At 50.8% G+C, this 17,019-nt stretch carries 10 protein-coding genes; 7 read left to right on the forward strand and 3 right to left on the reverse strand.

The features are described from left to right. Positions 1 to 74 precede the first annotated feature (74 nt). Complete coding sequence (locus AC1RVX_RS09050) at positions 75 to 2,549, reverse strand: glycoside hydrolase family 95 protein (RefSeq protein ID WP_493216257.1); 2,475 nt, start codon at positions 2,547 to 2,549, stop codon at positions 75 to 77. A 306-nt stretch (positions 2,550 to 2,855) separates the two neighbouring features. Here AC1RVX_RS09050 and AC1RVX_RS09055 point away from each other — a divergent pair, with 306 nt between their 5' ends. After that, a complete protein-coding gene (locus tag AC1RVX_RS09055; RefSeq protein WP_493216258.1) occupies positions 2,856 to 3,494 on the forward strand; it encodes an NAD(P)H-dependent oxidoreductase in 639 nt (212 codons plus the stop codon). A gap of 271 nt (positions 3,495 to 3,765) precedes the next feature. On the opposite strand, the gene scpC is transcribed toward AC1RVX_RS09055, so the two are convergent. Both scpC and AC1RVX_RS09065 read right to left on the reverse strand, forming a co-directional pair. Beyond that, the gene (gene scpC / locus AC1RVX_RS09060) at positions 3,766 to 5,277 is read right to left on the reverse strand and encodes a succinyl-CoA:acetate CoA-transferase ScpC (protein ID WP_493216259.1); all 1,512 of its coding nucleotides are present in this window, start codon (positions 5,275 to 5,277) and stop codon (positions 3,766 to 3,768) included. Positions 5,278 to 5,366: 89 nt separating this feature from the next. Beyond that, positions 5,367 to 6,308 carry a bestrophin family protein gene (locus AC1RVX_RS09065; RefSeq protein WP_493216260.1) on the reverse strand — a complete coding sequence of 314 codons (942 nt, stop codon included), beginning with the start codon at positions 6,306 to 6,308 and terminating at the stop codon, positions 5,367 to 5,369. Positions 6,309 to 6,482: 174 nt separating this feature from the next. Here AC1RVX_RS09065 and hpaR point away from each other — a divergent pair, with 174 nt between their 5' ends. From hpaR to AC1RVX_RS09095, 6 genes are all read left to right on the forward strand, one after another. After that, the gene (gene hpaR, locus AC1RVX_RS09070; RefSeq protein WP_493216261.1) at positions 6,483 to 6,938 is read left to right on the forward strand and encodes a homoprotocatechuate degradation operon regulator HpaR; all 456 of its coding nucleotides are present in this window, start codon (positions 6,483 to 6,485) and stop codon (positions 6,936 to 6,938) included. A 337-nt stretch (positions 6,939 to 7,275) separates the two neighbouring features. Beyond that, on the forward strand, positions 7,276 to 8,787 hold the full coding sequence (locus tag AC1RVX_RS09075; protein WP_493216262.1) for a hypothetical protein: 1,512 nt from the start codon (positions 7,276 to 7,278) through the stop codon (positions 8,785 to 8,787). 786 nt (positions 8,788 to 9,573) lie between these two features. After that, positions 9,574 to 12,330 (forward strand): TonB-dependent receptor, encoded by a 2,757-nt coding sequence (locus tag AC1RVX_RS09080; protein ID WP_493216263.1) that lies wholly within the window; start codon positions 9,574 to 9,576, stop codon positions 12,328 to 12,330. 151 nt (positions 12,331 to 12,481) lie between these two features. Beyond that, positions 12,482 to 13,990 (forward strand): tryptophan halogenase family protein, encoded by a 1,509-nt coding sequence (locus AC1RVX_RS09085; RefSeq protein ID WP_493216264.1) that lies wholly within the window; start codon positions 12,482 to 12,484, stop codon positions 13,988 to 13,990. Between the two features lie 93 nt (positions 13,991 to 14,083). Beyond that, the gene (locus AC1RVX_RS09090; protein ID WP_493216265.1) at positions 14,084 to 14,821 is read left to right on the forward strand and encodes a YoaK family protein; all 738 of its coding nucleotides are present in this window, start codon (positions 14,084 to 14,086) and stop codon (positions 14,819 to 14,821) included. Positions 14,822 to 14,908: 87 nt separating this feature from the next. Then, positions 14,909 to 17,017: a hypothetical protein gene (locus tag AC1RVX_RS09095; protein ID WP_493216266.1), complete on the forward strand. Its 2,109-nt coding sequence runs from the start codon at positions 14,909 to 14,911 to the stop codon at positions 17,015 to 17,017. Positions 17,018 to 17,019: the final 2 nt, after the last annotated feature.

Consider the following 17,019-nt stretch of genomic DNA (forward strand, 5'->3'; position numbering starts at 1 on the left):
TCAGCTCTGCGGCTTTTCTTGCAGAACTGACGCGATGAAGTTACAGGGTAAATACCAGCAAATACCAGCATTTGTTACGCTATTTCCACCGGTAGTTTCAAACGGTGAATACCTTTTGCATCCAAGCTGACTTCCATCTTCGTGCCCCGGTAGTTCAAGTGCACAGTCTTTCCTGCCTGCCCTTGTATCGTGGCTGACACCAGCTTGCCGTTTCGCCATTGCATATCTATGCTGAACCCGCCCCGTGCGTGCAAGCCTTTGACTTCACCTGATGGCCAGGCCGATGGCAAGGCTGGAAGCAGGAATACTTCACCACCCCAGGACTGGAGCAGCATTTCCATGATACCGGCTGCGCCACCAAAATTACCATCGATTTGAAATGGTGGGTGGGCGTCAAACATATTGGGATAAGTGCGCTTGGGGCCAGTCAATGCCTTTAGTATGCTGTGCGCGTGGTCGCCGTCGCCCATGCGTGCCCACAGACAGATACGCCATGCCGTGCCCCAGCCAGTGGCCAGATCACCGCGCTGGCGCAGGCTGTTTTTTGCAGCTTGTAATAACTCTGGCGTGTCACGCACATTGATCTGGCTGCTGGGATAAACGGCATACAGATGGGAAACGTGACGATGGTGTTGATCGGGTGCCTGTGTATCCCAGTCATCCAGCCATTCTTGCAGTTGCCCCGCTCTGCCAATCTGATCAGGGGCGATTTGTGGCAGGGTCTGGGTTATACGTTCTAACAATGCAGTATCTTGTTTCACCAGGCGGCCCGCTTCCAGTGTATTTTTAAACAGGTCACGCACGATTTGGCGATCCATCGCAGGACCTGCACACACTGATGTACCAAAGGGATGCTGGTTTTCTGGGGACAAGGATGGTGAAGTGATCAGGCCACGTCCTTGCGGGTCTGCTATCAGCGTATCGAGAAAAAACTCTGCCGCACCACGCATGACAGGGTAGAGGCGAGCCAGCACCGTGGCGTCGCCAGTATAGTCATAGTGATCCCACAGCGTATTGCATAGCCATGCACCACCACAAGGCCACAAGCCCCAGCGCGGGCCATCGATAGGCGCTGTGGCGCGCCATAAATCAGTATTATGATGGGCAACCCAGCCGCGGGCGTTGTACATGGTCCTGGCGGTTTTGGCACCGGTGACCGCCAGGTCTTCCACCATGCGTAACAGCGGCTCGACACAGCTGCTGAGCCCAGCCGGGTCTGCCGGCCAGTAGTTCATCTGTGTGTTGATGTTGATGGTGTATTTGCTGCCCCAGGGAGGATTGGTGCCTTCGTTCCAGATCCCTTGTAGATTGGCGGGCTGAGTGCCGGGGCGGGACGAAGAAATCATCAGGTAACGTGCATACTGAACATACAGCGCAGACAATGCCGGATCTGGTGTCGTTTCGGCAGCCGCAATTCGAATATCGGTTGCTTGCTCTGACTGTGTTGTGCTGCCAAGGTCCAGTGACATATTGTTGAACAGCGCCTGATGATCACGGATGTGGTCATGCTTGAGCACCTCATAGCTTTTTGTAGCGGCGTTTTCGGTCTGACGCCTGACAATGCTCACCGGGTCGCCGCTGGTGTCATGATAATTGACATAGCTGGTAGCGGCCGCCATCAGCAAGGTCACGGTCCGTGCTTCGCTGATTTTCAACACGCCGTTTGCCAGGCTGGACTTGCCATCAGTAAGTACCTTGATACGTAAGGCATAACGCAAGCCAGATTTACCGTCAGCACCAGGCTCATTCTTGCCGGTGATCAGGATGGCGTCTTTGCCATCTGCAACAATGGTGCAGCCTGCGGTCAATGCACCAGGCTCTTCCTTCATATTCCAATCAACTGATGCGACTTTTGTTGAGCCATCTTCCCCGGCGTAATCAGGCGATTGGTATTTCGCTTTGCGGGGGCTGCGGTAAGCCAGTTCGAAACCCAGCTTGCCTTGTTGGGCCTGCATATGCACAACGATAACCTGATCCACAGCAGAGGAGAAAACTTCACGCAAAAATTCGCCATTGGCTGCCCGGTATGAAGTACTGTTGACCGCCGTGGCAAGATCAAGTTGACGCTCATACTGACTGGGTTTTTCCGCACCGTCAAAGGTCAGCAAAACATCACCCAGAGTGCCATAGGCCATTTGCCAGAGTGGCTTGGCCATCATGTGGGCACCAGCGAGTTCTGTCGCTTCCTTGTATTTAGCTTCTGTAATCAGGCGCCGTACTTCTGGCAATGCAGCCAGGGCATCAGGATTGTCTGGCGTATAGGGCGAACCCGCCCACAAGGTATCTTCATTGAGTTGCAGGCGTTCTTGCGCCACACGGCCAAATACCATAGCCCCCAGGCGGCCATTACCAAGCGGTAAAGCTTCTTCCCAGCGAGAGGCCGGTTGTTTGTACCAAAGCGTGTTGGCGGTTTTTTGTGACTGTTTGTTCTGTGCCATGACCAGCGCTGGTGCACCATACAGTGCCGTCATGCCCAACATCAAATTGCGTCTGGTCCGGTTGAATGTCGCAGCTTTCGCCAATTTATTGTTAAATAGTTTTTTGGTCATGGTGCATTTGACTCCAACGAGAAGAGATGACAGACATAGAATGAGACTACTATTTATTCACTATTTTTGTTTCATAGCATTACAACAACAGCCAATAATCAAACCAATTCTTTGATGCGCCCCAACTAAAACAATCAGAGTGATGACTGACAAGGCGCATGGCAACACGGTACACAGTGGTGTCAATTTGTCAGATCATACAAAATAGTCGCTTGAAACGCGCTCAGGCAACTCCACATATAATGCGCAAAGCTCAATTTCATTGCTGAAGCGAGTTTCAAATCATTACCCTGAAAGTAAAACCTCATGTCCGAATTGCTAAGTAAACTCGAATGGCGTTATGCCACCAAAAAAATGGAACCGACCAAGGTCGTTCCTCAAGATAAGGTTGACCGTATCCTGGAAGCTGTGCGCCTGACTGCCAGTTCCAGCGGCTTGCAACCCTATGAAGTAATCGTGGTCACCAATCCAGCTGTGCGTGAAGCGATCAAACCGCATGCATGGAATCAGGCACAAGTCACCGACTGTTCCCACCTGCTGGTTTTCGCTGCATGGGACAACTACACCGAAGAACGTATCAACCATATGTTCGACCTGGTCAATGAAGAACGTGGCATCAAAAACGAAGGATGGGAAAACTACCGTCAAATGTTATTGGCCAGTTACCCAAAACGTGATGCCGAAACCAATTTCCAGCACGCTGCCCGTCAAGCCTACATCGGCCTGGGATCAGCACTGATTGCTGCAGCCTATGAAGAAGTCGACAGCACACCGATGGAAGGTTTTGACCCGACCAAAGTCGATGAAATATTGAAGCTGCGCGAAAGAGGTTTGCGTTCGGTCGTGATCCTGCCGCTGGGCTATCGCGCAACCGAAGGTGACTGGCTGCAAAACCTGAAAAAAGTACGTCGTCCACGTGCTGAATTTATTACCCTGGTAGATTAAACCCTCCATTCAGTTGTCAACATCATGGCCTGTCAGGAAATATCCTGGCAGGCCATTTGTGTCATTTGGGCTGTATTTGACCAGGATCACATCATTCTCACGCATCCCGAATCAGCTTGCTCGCACTCATCCCTATTTATGAAATGCGTTCCAGACAGCTCTATTTGAGCTTGCATTCTGCTGTGCCCAGCCGGCCCGCGCAATTATGAAAACCGCCATTCGAAGGAATGATAACCGTCAATGTCTGTATAACCACTATTCGCTTTGCTCTTTACTCCCCTTCCTGTTCCAGCATGGACCCCGTGTTCTTATACCGCACATGCCATGACAATGCTTCTTCCAGCACATGCGGAGTATGGCCGCCACGGGTGGTAGCACGGGTCAGGTAATCTTGCAGCATGTGGCGATAAGGTTCAGCGACGCAATTATTGATAATAACTTGTGCGCGCTCACGCGGTGCCAGGCCGCGCAAGTCGGCCAGGCCAATTTCTGTGACAAGGATATCGACATCATGTTCTGTATGATCAACATGCGACACCATAGGCACGATGCTGGATATCTTGCCGCCCTTGACCAGGGATTTGGTGGCAAACACCGCCAGATAGGCATTGCGGGCAAAATCGCCCGAGCCGCCAATGCCATTCATCATGTGTGTGCCCATGACATGGGTGGAATTGACATTGCCATAGATGTCGGCTTCCAGCGCAGTGTTGATGGCGATGATGCCCAGGCGGCGTATGATTTCAGGATGATTGCTGACCTCTTGCGGGCGCAATACCAGCCTGTCTTTATAGCGCTGAAAGTGGCTAAACACCTGGTCATATTTTTTTGCTGACAAAGTGATGGATGAACCAGATGCAAAATCCAGCTTGCCTGCATCGAACAGATCAAAAGTTGAATCCTGCAAGACTTCAGAATACATGCTGAGATGCTCGAAAGGACTATCAATAAAGCCTGTCATGACGGCATTGGCGATGGTACCTATGCCAGCCTGGATGGGAAGCAGGTTATTGCCCAGCCGGCCTTGTTCCACTTCATTTGCGAAAAAGCTGACCAGATGGCTGGCGATAAGCGCCGTCTCTGCATCTGGTGGAAGTATCGTGGATGGGCTATCGGCCTGATCAGTAATGACGATGGCGACGATTTTTTCTGGCGGTATCTGTATGCAGGTAGTGCCTATGCGATCACTGGCTGACATCAGTGGCATGGGTTCACGCAGCGGGCGTTGTCTGGGGATGAAAATATCATGCAGTCCTTCCAGCTCGGCTGCCTGGGCCATGTTCAGTTCAATAATCACTTGCTTGGCCAGGATGGCAAAGCTGGCGCTGTTGCCGACAGAAGTGGTCGGCACGATAGCACCGCTTTCGGTGATGGCTGCAGCTTCGATGATGGCGATGTCGATACCGGCAATTTGCCTGGTGCGCAACAGTTCTACTGTTTCAGACAAATGCTGGTCAATGAACATGACTTCACCTGCATTGATGGCAGCCCTAAGCACCGGGTCTGCCTGAAAAGGCATGCGCCGCGTCAGCACACCGGCCTGTGTCAGGGTCTTGTCGACATCGCTGCCCAATGACGCACCCGTCATCAGGGTGATGTTGAGTTTTTCAGTTTTGGCTCTTTCAGCCAGGGCCATGGGCACCCTTTTTGCGTCGCCTGCGCGGGTAAATCCGCTCATACCTATGGTCATGCCGTCCTTGACCAAGGACGCCGCCTGGCTGGCGCTGGTGACGCGCTCAAGCAGTTGGGGGTTGCGTATGCGTGCCTGGATTTGTTCGTTCATGGTGCACCTGTAGGTTAATGATTGGTAATGGAATTAATGTTCTGCTATAGCAGCCCAGCTCAGCTCAGGTCAGGTCAGGTTAGGTCAGGTCAGGTCAGGCAAAAATTGACCGGTGCCAGCACAGGCGGCAAACTGGTATCTTGCAATGATTCACGCAAATTGATTTCTATGGTCCGGCAAATGGCGTCAAGTGGCAGATCATTTGATTCAAGGCCAAAGGGCTCCTCTATTTCATCCCCCAATGCATCCAGACCAAAGAAGGTATAAGCAACAATCGCCACCACAAACGGTGTCATGAAACCGATGGAATCAACCAGGCCAAAGGGCAGCAGGAAACAATAAATGTATGCTGTCCTGTGCAATAGAAGGGTGTATGAGAAAGGGATGGGGGTACTCTTGATACGTTCACAAGCTGCTGCGGCACCGGTCAGTGTACTCATGCTGGCATCAATAGCGGCAGCCAGACATTCATCAATTCTTTTTTCGCGCAGGCAGGTTCCCAGATCCAGGCCCATATGCAGCATCAGCAAGGCAGAGGGATTGTTTGCCTGACTGATTTTTTGCCATTCATCGGCCAGCAGGTAGGCGCGCAACTCTTCTGGCTGATGCAAATCACGCAATTGCTGGCGCAAGGCATGTGAAAAGGCAATGGCACGGTACACCATGCGTACCCTTATATCGGCCAGGCCCAGGCTGGCTACGGCAGGTTCTGCACCACCGATCAGGCTTTGACACTGGCGGGCAAAATTGCGGCTGCGCAGCACCAGCTCGCCCCACAGCTTGCGCCCTTCCCAATAGCGGTCATAGGCTGCGGTATTGCGAAACCCCAAAAAAATTGCCAATGGCAGACCGATCAAGCTGAACGGTATCGTCGTCAACGTGATCTTCAGTCTGAACAAATCCCCATGCGACCAGGTGACCAGCGTTGCTACCAGAATATTAATCACTAGTGCAAAGCGTATACGCGGCAGGATAGACCCGCGCGCGATCAGGAACAGGCTAAACCCGGATGGACGGTCACGTACGATCATGGCTGCACACCCCTGCTGTTGTCTAACCCAGGGATGCTGATGGCGTGCGGTAAAAAATATATCACTAACATATGAGTAATTATTTCACTAACATGTGAGTAAGTCAAGCTGTATAATTCAGGCTTATCAGAACAACCAGCGCAACCAACACAACCAGCGCAGTCAGGTGCCCTCATGAAACAACAAGTGTTCAGCCATAACTTACCGCAACTGTTTTTGAAAGCACGTGACAGTCTGATGGCCCATTTCCGCCCCATCCTGCATCACTTTGGCCTGACTGAACAACAGTGGCGCATCATGCGCGTGCTCGATGAACATGCCCAGCTGGAACCGAGAGAAATCTGCGATATGTGTCTGATGCTGAGTTCCAGCATGGCTGGTATGCTGGCGCGCATGGAAGAGATGGATTTGATCAGTCGCCAGCGTATGCCCGAAGACCAGCGCCGCGTCATGGTCAGGCTGACGCCGCACGGCATCAAGATCATGCGCCAGATGGTGGCGCTGATTGATCAGCAATATCAGCATCTTGAGCAAGCCATCGGCAAACCTGCACTCAAAAATCTGGTGGCGTCGCTGGAATCTTTTATTGCAACTGAACATGAAACAGTACGCCAGGTAGATTTACCCTGATAGCCGTGTGGCGTGCAATGCGCCAGACACGTCAATGATCGTCACGCGATAGCATTCTCAACATCCATGGTCCGTCGCAATTCAAGAGGATGTACTCGCTGTTGGAAAATTGCACATATTGCATGTAAAAAATACATCAACATACCTACAATGTGCTACTGTTAGCCTCAAACGTGAAACTAAATGAACTACGGCAGAGAGGCTTACTTTGCTCATTCTGGAAACGGTAAAGCAAAATGCCAATTCCGGTTGAGCAAGGCGATCTTTGTTCGTACAGATGCTTACAGCGTGTTGCAATCCCTTCCCAACCATTTAACAACATTGAATGAGTTAAATTATGCGCCTGCCAATTCTATCCATTTCTTTTTGCCTGCTGCTCGGACCAGCTCCCGCTCATGCGTTCCTGGAAGATATTTGTCTGCCCCGAAAAACGGAAAAGGAGCCGCTTAGCTGGTGCATCAAACCTACCTGTCCATCGGCAGTTTCACCAAATCGCTCCTGCCCGGTGCAACTGATTGATTTTGCAACCATCAAGCCGGGCCGCAGCATGATCCATGCCGACGCCACCTACTTCATCGCGCAGGCGCTTGGCTTTCGCACCGACGTTGCCTATTGGATTGCCGCCTACGACGAGGTGACTGACTACGGCCAGTACATACCGATTGATCAATGTGGGGTCCAGGCATCTGCGCAGAACTCGGGGAAAAATTACATCAGCACCAGCTTTAACGGTTTCGTACGGACGAATGCGCAAACCGATGGTCCTCTTGATCACTATGTCGTGTCTTTCTCTCCAAACGGCTATGGCACCGATGTGCATGGCGCTGGCGGTGTACAGTCGCTGTACCCCCTGCATTATCCGCAGCCTGGTTATCCTGTACGTATTGATGATACCTATCAGAAGACGCTGGCAAACATGCGAGCATGGGCACTGTTACCGACGCGCGACCCGGGTCTGCTTTGCACTGTCGGGCTCACTTCATCCAACGGTCTTGATTGCCTGACAGGCATGAATATCAGCGGTACTGTCCCAGTGATCATGAAGAGCGACAAAGGAATCGCGCTGAATGTACCGGCGGGCAAGAAAGTTTTGAACTACGATACGAATACGGGCAGCTCGGATTATTACGAAAAACTTGGTGCTTATCTTGATGATAAACAAAAGACTACCGGCACACTTTGGAAGGATCCGGTTCCCGTGCCCGTCCCTGTTCAGATCGCACGCATCGGACTTTTTCTTCATGTGCTACAAGATACCTCATCACATGCGACCTACTGCGGTGATGAAGCGCCATCACCACCTGGCGGTACAGACCGGGGCACCTACATGATTAATACAGGTGATGGCATTAAGCTTTCCTTCGGCAACTCTTGTGCGGCAGGCCCTCATCTGGCCAGCCATGTCCAGGAAACCGGTACGGGTGACAAGCCATTACCCTTGCGTGATTATGTCGCACTCAACAACACGGTTGACGAACTGATCAACTTTGGCAATGCCGTGGCAAGCAAAGAAGATGGCTGGATAGTCAACCGCGAGCTGTTACCGCCTGATGTGGTTGGTGGTAAAAATGCGCAGGGCTTCAGTGCGGCAGATTTAAAGGCGATACTGATCGGTACCATCGTCAGCGGAACAGCCTATAGCAATGCCGAGGTATACAAATCAGGTGTCGTCACACTGCCATTGCAACAGGTGAAGCCGATTGACCGGCTACATACGATGAACAAAGCGCTTGGCGCCTATTCAGAGACATTGCGTAAACAATCCCAAAATCGCAATTCGTTCATTCCGCTGGAACCCATGCCTGGCAATTCGTTTGACGCCAAGGACAAGTCAGCCTGCTGGAAGTAAGCCAAAAGCATAGGGCTCTGGCGCATTCGCAAGTGGTCACCAGTTGATCGGGTGAACTGCGGTGCCAGAGCCCACCTCCCCCCAAAAAATAGTCGACGTGCTCAACGTCTAACAGCGGCTATCTGCCACTGCATTCTCGCGGTCGCCGCACTCATGTGCATGTTATGCATAAACCAGTTCATGATCGATAGTGCGGATACGATGTCCTTCGTGAACCAAGTTTATTCAGCGACAGGAAAGCCCCGTCAAGTTTAATGGGCGCATCACCAATCCACGGAATTTCACCTTTTTCGACCAACAGCGCCACGGAAACTGGGTAGGACGAAGCCAAAACCTGCTTAAAATTGTCGCACGGAAATTTGATTTAAATAATCCACCTTAATTCCACTTCAAATCCACTTTTTTTACAGAAAAATTCCTTATCAAGCTCGTGTTGTGGGTTTAAAACATCAGTCCACTTCCATTATTGGCAAATTAAAAAAAATAATTTATTCAATAAAAACAATTAGATACAGAATACAAGCATATCAAATTGCAAACCAATTAAACATCGCATAGATACCACTTAGATACCGATTGACAACCTGTTTAGGCATCACTAAAGTTCAACACATCCGGTGTAGTTGTTTCGAGTGGTAGTTAACTCAGAATGAATTTTATGATGCAACGGGTGGTACCGAAAATACTCACTGTCTTCTACGTCAAGTGCGTAAGGTATTTGGGGGAGTAAGCAATTTTTTGTAACGGACCAGCGTAGTCGGCAGGTTCTAACCGAAGGAGAATTAAATGCAAAATAAATTGAGTCCGATGAGAAGTAATCTAACGCCGATGGCATCCGCAGTTGCACTCCTGGTCATGAGTGTCGCCATGCAGGCACAGGCACAAGAAGCAGCGAAACCAGCAGAAGCGCAAGAAGTGGTCGTCACTGGTATTCGCGCATCGCTGCAACAGTCCCTGAATCAAAAGCGTAATGCTGATACATTCGTTGAAGTGATTACCGCTGAAGACATCGGCAAGATGCCTGATAAAAACGTCGCGGATTCTTTGCAACGCGTACCTGGCGTCAGCGTTGCTGCAGCCGGTGGTGGCGAAGGCAGTTTTGGTGAAAATGACCGTGTTGCCCTGCGCGGCACACCGTTTGGTCTGACCCTGACAACCTTGAACGGTCACTCTGTTTCCAGCGGTGACTGGTTTGCAGACAATATCGTTGGTGGTGGCCGCAGTGTGAGTTTCTCGCTGTTCCCATCCGAGCTGATTGGCCGTGTCACAGTACACAAAGGTTCACAAGCCAACCTGCTGGAAGGTGGCGCTGAAGGTGTGGTCGATATCGAAACACGCAAACCACTGGATTTTAAAAAGCAATTCAACGCCCAGGCCAGTATCGGCATGGTCAACTCTGAAAATTCCAGCAAATCTGACCCTCAATTGAGTGGCATGGTTGCATGGAAAAATGATGCTTCCACCATGGGTATCCTGGTACAGGGTTTCCACCAAAAACGTACACTGAGCCGCGCCGGACAAGAGAATCAAATCTGGTGGGACAAGGTTGATGTCGGCAGCCCTATCGACAATTCCATCAAAGGTGCAGGTACAGCCAATACGGCAACTTCACCTGCATCAGGTGCCATGACCAATTACCTTGGCGGTACTGCATGGTTTGAACAACAGCGTACCCGTCAGGGTGGTTTGATCGACTTCCAGTTCAAACCATCGAAAGATGTCAATCTTGATGTGACCGCATTCCAGTCACACCTGGATGCACCCAACATCAACCATAACTTCATGCAGTCACTGGGCCGTTTTGTTGGTCCATCCTGGGCGACGACAGGCTTCCCTTCCAGCGCCCTGACCGGCACCCTGAGCCAGGGCGTGATCAGCCAGTTGACGGTCGGCAATCCGGCTGGTTGCGTGCCTTGCAGCGGCATGTCCAGCGCAGTACAGGAAATCTTCTCCCGTCCTATCGCTGAAAGCCAATCCCAGTTCTTTAACATCGACGGTTCCGTCCGTGTGAATGACCGTTTCACTTTGAGCGGCAAACTGGGTACCACAAAAGGTTTGGGCAATACCGTCAGCGGTGCCATGGGTATCTGGATGCCATGGACTGGTGGCAGCTACACCATCAATGGTTCCGACAAGCCGGTGATTTATGTGACACCAGGTGCAGACAAGTTCTCTATCGGTGGTTTTAACAATGGCGCACCTGGCACACCTGGCGCACCTTACACCTATGGTTCCCACGTTACAGCCAATGATAAAGAAGACTATGCGCAGATTGACGGCACATATAAAACTGACCTGGCCAGCATTCCTACTGTACGTTTTGGTTTCCGCGCAGCAGAGCACAAGCGTGAGCTGAGTTCTATCGGTCTCAATGCATTGCCAGGCTTGTCGAATGCAGCCAACCTGCCGATGTCTGGCCTGACTGCTTTCCCTGGTATTTTCAATGACCTGGGTGCGAATGGTGCCGGTTACTGGACTTTCTCTCAATCGGCTGTGAATGCATGGCTGTCGCAATACACCAACTACAGCGGTCACCTGCTGCAAAATGAGTTCTCCATCAAGGAACCAACTCAGTCTGCTTACGTGATGGCTGATTTTGGTGGTGAAGGCTTAAGCGGTAATTTTGGTCTGCGTGTTTCCCGTACCAGCGAAGAAGTGACGCGCAATGAGATCGGTGCATCTGGCAACTTTGAACCTAAGACGTACAACAACAGTTATGTCGACTTCCTGCCAAGTGCCAACTTCCGTCTGGATGTCACTAAGGATGTCGTCGCCCGCTTTGGTGTTGCCCGCACTATGGCACGCCCTGAACTGGGTCAGATGGCTGGTCTGGATCTGCGTGACGTGCAAGGTACTGGTAACGGCGGTAACCCTAACCTGAAACCTATCCGTGCCAACACGGTTGATCTGGGTGTGGAATGGTATTTCGCTCCAAAATCCATGGCTTCTGCTGACCTTTTCTACTCGGCACTGGATGGTTACGTGACGTATGGCGCAAGCACAGGCACGTTCTACAACCAGATCCAGAAGAAAAACACCGTGTATGCGATGAGTACACCGATCAATACACAAGCTGAAGTCAAAGGTCTGGAATTGTCTTACATCCAGGCATTGCCTGCAGGTTTTGGTATTAACGCCAACTACACCTACACACTGGGCAAGGAAACCGGTCAGGCTCCTGGTTCCAAGTGCGGCGATGTGCTGGCACCGGATTGTACTTTGATCGGCACATCCAAAAACGCGTATAACCTGGGTGTGTTCTATGAAGACAACAAGTTCAGTGCACGTCTGACATACAGCTATCGTTCCGGCTTCCTGAACGGTACCAGCCGTAACAGCGCAGCCTACCAGAACGAAATCGGTACTTTGTCTGCCACTCTGGCTTACCAGATCAGCGACAATTTCTCCATCTCTCTGGATGGTAAGGACTTGAATAATCCTCTGGTCAGCTCTGTCACCAAAACACCAGGTGCAGCAGATTTGCCAGCGTCGCTGTATAAAAATGGCCGTCAGATCTTCCTGACTTTGCACGCCAAGATGTAATTTGTTACGATCAGGCGGAGGGGCTGGATAGTTGAGTCCCTCTTCCCGGTTTTTTAAGTGATGGCGCGTTTTGCTCCATCACTTTTTTTTCATTGACAAGCTGAGTTGTCAGATATGCTTACAATTGTATTTACAGTTTAGGACCATGACCATGCAAGAACCCATCAAAAAAATCATGATCGTCGGTGGTGGCTCTGCCGGTTGGATGGCAGCGCTGATAATTGCCAATTCTGTCAAAGACAAGGGAATAGAAATTACCGTTGTCGAATCACCGACAGTGGGCGTGATTGGTGTAGGCGAAGGTTCCACACCAGTACTGAAAAAGTTCTTCGACAACCTGGGGATACAGGAAAGCGAATGGATGCCGGAATGCAATGCCACCTACAAAGCTGGCATCACCTTTGATGGCTGGTCTACCAAACCCGGGCACGAAAGTTATTTCCACCAGTTTGCCACCATGGTGGATAACCTGACCCTGCCCGTGTTTATCAATAACGTCAAGGCGCGTCTGCAGGGTGCTGATGTGTGTGCCTTGCCAAACAAGTTCTTTCTGTCTTCTGAACTGGCTAACAGACATCTGGCCCCTATCGCCGCGCACCATTTCCCTTTCTTTACTACCTATGGCTACCATTTTGATGCCATGCTGCTGGGTAAATACCTGCACAAGAAAGCGCTGCAAATGGGTGTACACCACGTCAGTGCCCACATCACGGATGCACGACAAGATGCCAGCGGCAATATTGCAGCAGTCATACTGGAAGATGGCAGCAGCATGGAGGCGGATTTCTTCGTTGACTGTTCCGGCTTTTCTGCCCTGCTGATAGGCAAAACCCTGAAAACGCCTTTTGTCAGTTATGCCGACAATTTGTTCAATGACGCCGCGATTGCGATGCCGTCAGAGATCGGCGAAGCGATTCCCACACAAACCATATCCACTGCCATGAAACATGGCTGGTCGTGGCGCATCCCCTTGCAAAACCGTTTTGGCAATGGTTATGTGTATAGCTCATCCTTTACCACAGCAGAGCAGGCAGAGCATGAATTGCGTGCCAAGCTGGGCCTGCTGGAATCAGACACCCAGGCGCGGCACCTGAAGATGAAACTGGGCCGCGTCGAAAAACACTGGAACAAGAATTGTCTTGCCGTTGGCCTGTCGCAGGGGTTTCTGGAACCGCTGGAAGCCACTGCACTGTATCTGACGCAAATGACGGCTGCCATTTTTTGCCTGTTCCTGGAAAAAGGTGATCTGAGCGAGCGGGCGCAACAAGTCTATAACCAGGAAATCAATGATTATTTTGACGGCCACCGTAACTACATCATTGCCCACTACAAGACCAATACCAGGACCGATACCGAATACTGGAAAGCCAATGCCGCCAACCTGAATGGCATTCCCGATTCACTGAAACACATCTTTTCCACCTGGCTGGAAGGACGTGATCTGGGAGATGAAATCCGTCGGCAGGACATAGAAAAGTATTACCCGATAGGATCATGGTATGCATTGATGGCAGGAATGGGTTTGTTCCCGGAAGTGGATACCAAAGCGCCGGAAACAGGCCAGGACAAGGCTAACCCGCTGGGCGACTTCATCCAGCGCTGTGCCCTGAACTTCCAGGATCATCGCAAGATGCTATCTGCCCAGAGCAAGATGATGTAAGACTTGTTGTTGCGGAGGTTTAGGGAGAGCTATGGCTTTTTAAGCGGACTTTCGGCTACACTAAGGCTTCACAAGCCTTGGTCACCTTTGCGCATGCCCATACATTATCTGTCCAGCCTGACCTCACCCAAGCGAACGCCGCAGTCCAACCGGCATCTGGGTGTCACACTGGCATGCGTGGCAGGGGCGATGAATGCAGGCGGTTTTTTAGCTGTCGGACAATACACTTCACACATGACGGGCATGCTGTCGACAGCCGCAGATGATTTTATCCTTGGTAATTTCCTTCCTGCCTTTGCCGCCCTCTTCATGCTGTGTGCTTTTGCCTGGGGCGCAGCCTGTACCGCCCTGATTGTCAATTACGCCAAACGCAACCACTTCCGTTACGTATACACACCGGTACTATTGCTGGAAGCTGTGCTCTTACTATTGTTTGGACTGGTAGGAACCCGGTTACAAGAACATGCCGTAGTCACTGTGTCGCTCACTACCGTTTTGCTGTGCTACGTCATGGGTTTGCAAAATGCCCTGGTTACCAAGATCTCAAATGCCGAAATTCGTACCACCCACGTCACTGGTCTGGTCACTGACATCGGTATAGAGCTAGGCAAGATGATTTATTGGAACCGTCATCGGGACCAACCAGGCCCTCACCATGAAGTCGGTGCCAATGCGCAAAAATTACGTCTGCACCTGATGTTGGTGTCGTCTTTTTTTTGCGGTGGCGTTATGGGAGCATTCGGCTTTAAATATTTCGGCTTCATTTCCACCTTACCAATCGCAACTGCACTGGTCGTTTTGTCGCTGGCACCACGGTTCAGGAAAATTTGATTATCTGTTCTCATTAAAAAATAGCAACCAATACAATCACCATATTGATTTGTACTATTTTTGTAGCTATTTAACAATTAAACCAGTATGTCTATATCTGACCCAGCCAATTTATTTAAGCGTGTGCCAGAGTTGCGCACCTTCAGCGATGATCCGAAAATCAGCCGGGCCATAGAATCTGGTGACCCATTCAAGGTCTATCGCGCTTTAGTGCTGGCTCGCCTGTTCCGACGCCTGCCGCAACACAGGGATTTACTCAAGGAATTGACCAGTGAGCGCCGCCTGTTTGCCAAGCCATTGAAAGGCACGCCATCGCTGGGGACGATCAACTCAGTTGGTTTCAGTTTTGTAGGGAAATCAGAGCAGGATACCGATGGCAGCCATATTGCCTTGCATGCTTTCGTCATTTTGTTTGGCATACCACTCGTCCCTATGGGTTCATACGTGGTGCGCAGCACTGGCGACAGGCAGTGGCAAATCTATGCTCGCGCGCCTTTGGGCATCATGGGTTGGCTGTACACACGCGGCCTGGCACTGGCCTTGGTCATCATGGTCTTGTCGGGTGCAGCGCATAGTTATCATGAAGCCAGCAATCAGGATTTAACGATACTCAATGGCTTCGATGTGCCGGTAAAAGTCAAGATTGCCGATCAGGCGCTGACCATAGCAGCGCAGGGCCGTGCCACTGTGACTTTGCCAGTAGGTCAATTACAGGGCGAGGCCAGCGCCGACAAGGCTGGCGTCATCGATACGTATGACCAGACGCTGGAAAGTAGCAACCGCTATAGCGTCTGGAATATTGCAGGTGCCACGCCGCTGGTAGAAAATACCATCATCTACAGCGCAGTCAAACCGGCCAATCCTGATCAGGCAGGGAGTCAGAATGTGTATTGCGGTAAGCGCGTGATGGAATTTGCCGAAATCAAATACCTGTTCACAGAACCACCGCAAACCATGAGCATGGGCAAGCACGAAACCTCAGTCAGCGTAAAGCAACTGACCATCATCAATCAGAAGGACACGCCAGGCGTGATGTCTTGCCTGAATTATGCCTTCACGCATGGTCAGGAAAAAGACATGTTGCGTGCGCTGGAAGCCTATGCCGCCATCAAGGATTGGGAATCACGCTACACTGGAATTGCCCTGTATGTCGCCAGCAGCATCTCTCAAGCAGAAGCATTGCGACTAAACCGTAAAGTCTTGAAGATACACCCGGAAGACATCATGCTGGAACGTAACGTCCAGGGTTTGCGTGATGATATTGGTGAGCATGCAATCATGCTCAAGGAATATGCACAACGTGCCAGTCAGCATGCTGACTCTTCATCCGCCCAATATTTGTATGCTTCCTTATTCAGCGGCAATCAAGGTTTACAGGCAATGAAGGATTTGGCACAAAAATTCCCGCAAGATGCCAACATCTTGCGCAGCCTGGTCTGGCGTGAATATGTCCACGGTGACAGCCATGGTGCTGCACAGGATTTGCAACGACTGCACACGCTCTCGTCTGAGAATGCCAAGCATTTATTGGATACAGAGATCAGGCTATTGCTGACACAGCAGCGTGCTGGCGAAGCACTTAAATTGCTAGAAGTTGAAATCAATAACAGCAAGGGAGTGGAAAGAGTCACGCGTGCGCTCGAATTCAATGAAATTGCCCGGCAAATGGGTCATGCCGACCCTGAAAAATATTTGCGCAGCGTGCCAGAGGAAGGCGATGGCCAACTACTGGATATTTACCGTGCCAAAGCGGGCCTGTCACCGAACAAGGTAGAAAATCGTGATCTTCCCGCAGTTAAACTTTCACAAAGCCTGCGCAATTCGCCAGAGCAGACACTGTATTTGCTGAAGCATTTCAGCGCAATCCAGATACGCCAGCATATGGATGCAGACCAACTGGCACTGCTATATGGCGAAGCCAGCCGTATTAACGACAAAGTCACAAAAGATAAACTACAAGCTATCATGCCGATGCACAAAGCAGATTTGTCAATCTTTGAACAATTTGTAAGAGGTGAAAAGCTTAATCTGGATGAGGCCGACTTTGAAACCGATGTGCAGGCTGCCGCTTATTTTATCCGTTCACGCAATCAACAACTGTCAGCCCAGGAACGGCAAAATCTAAGGCAGTTGGCGGTAAAAACAGATGTGCTGCAAGGTGTCGTCAGCACTGCAATCAAGCAATGGCAAAGCTGAGT

Source organism: Undibacterium sp. GW821-FHT11B02, from assembly GCF_058808955.1.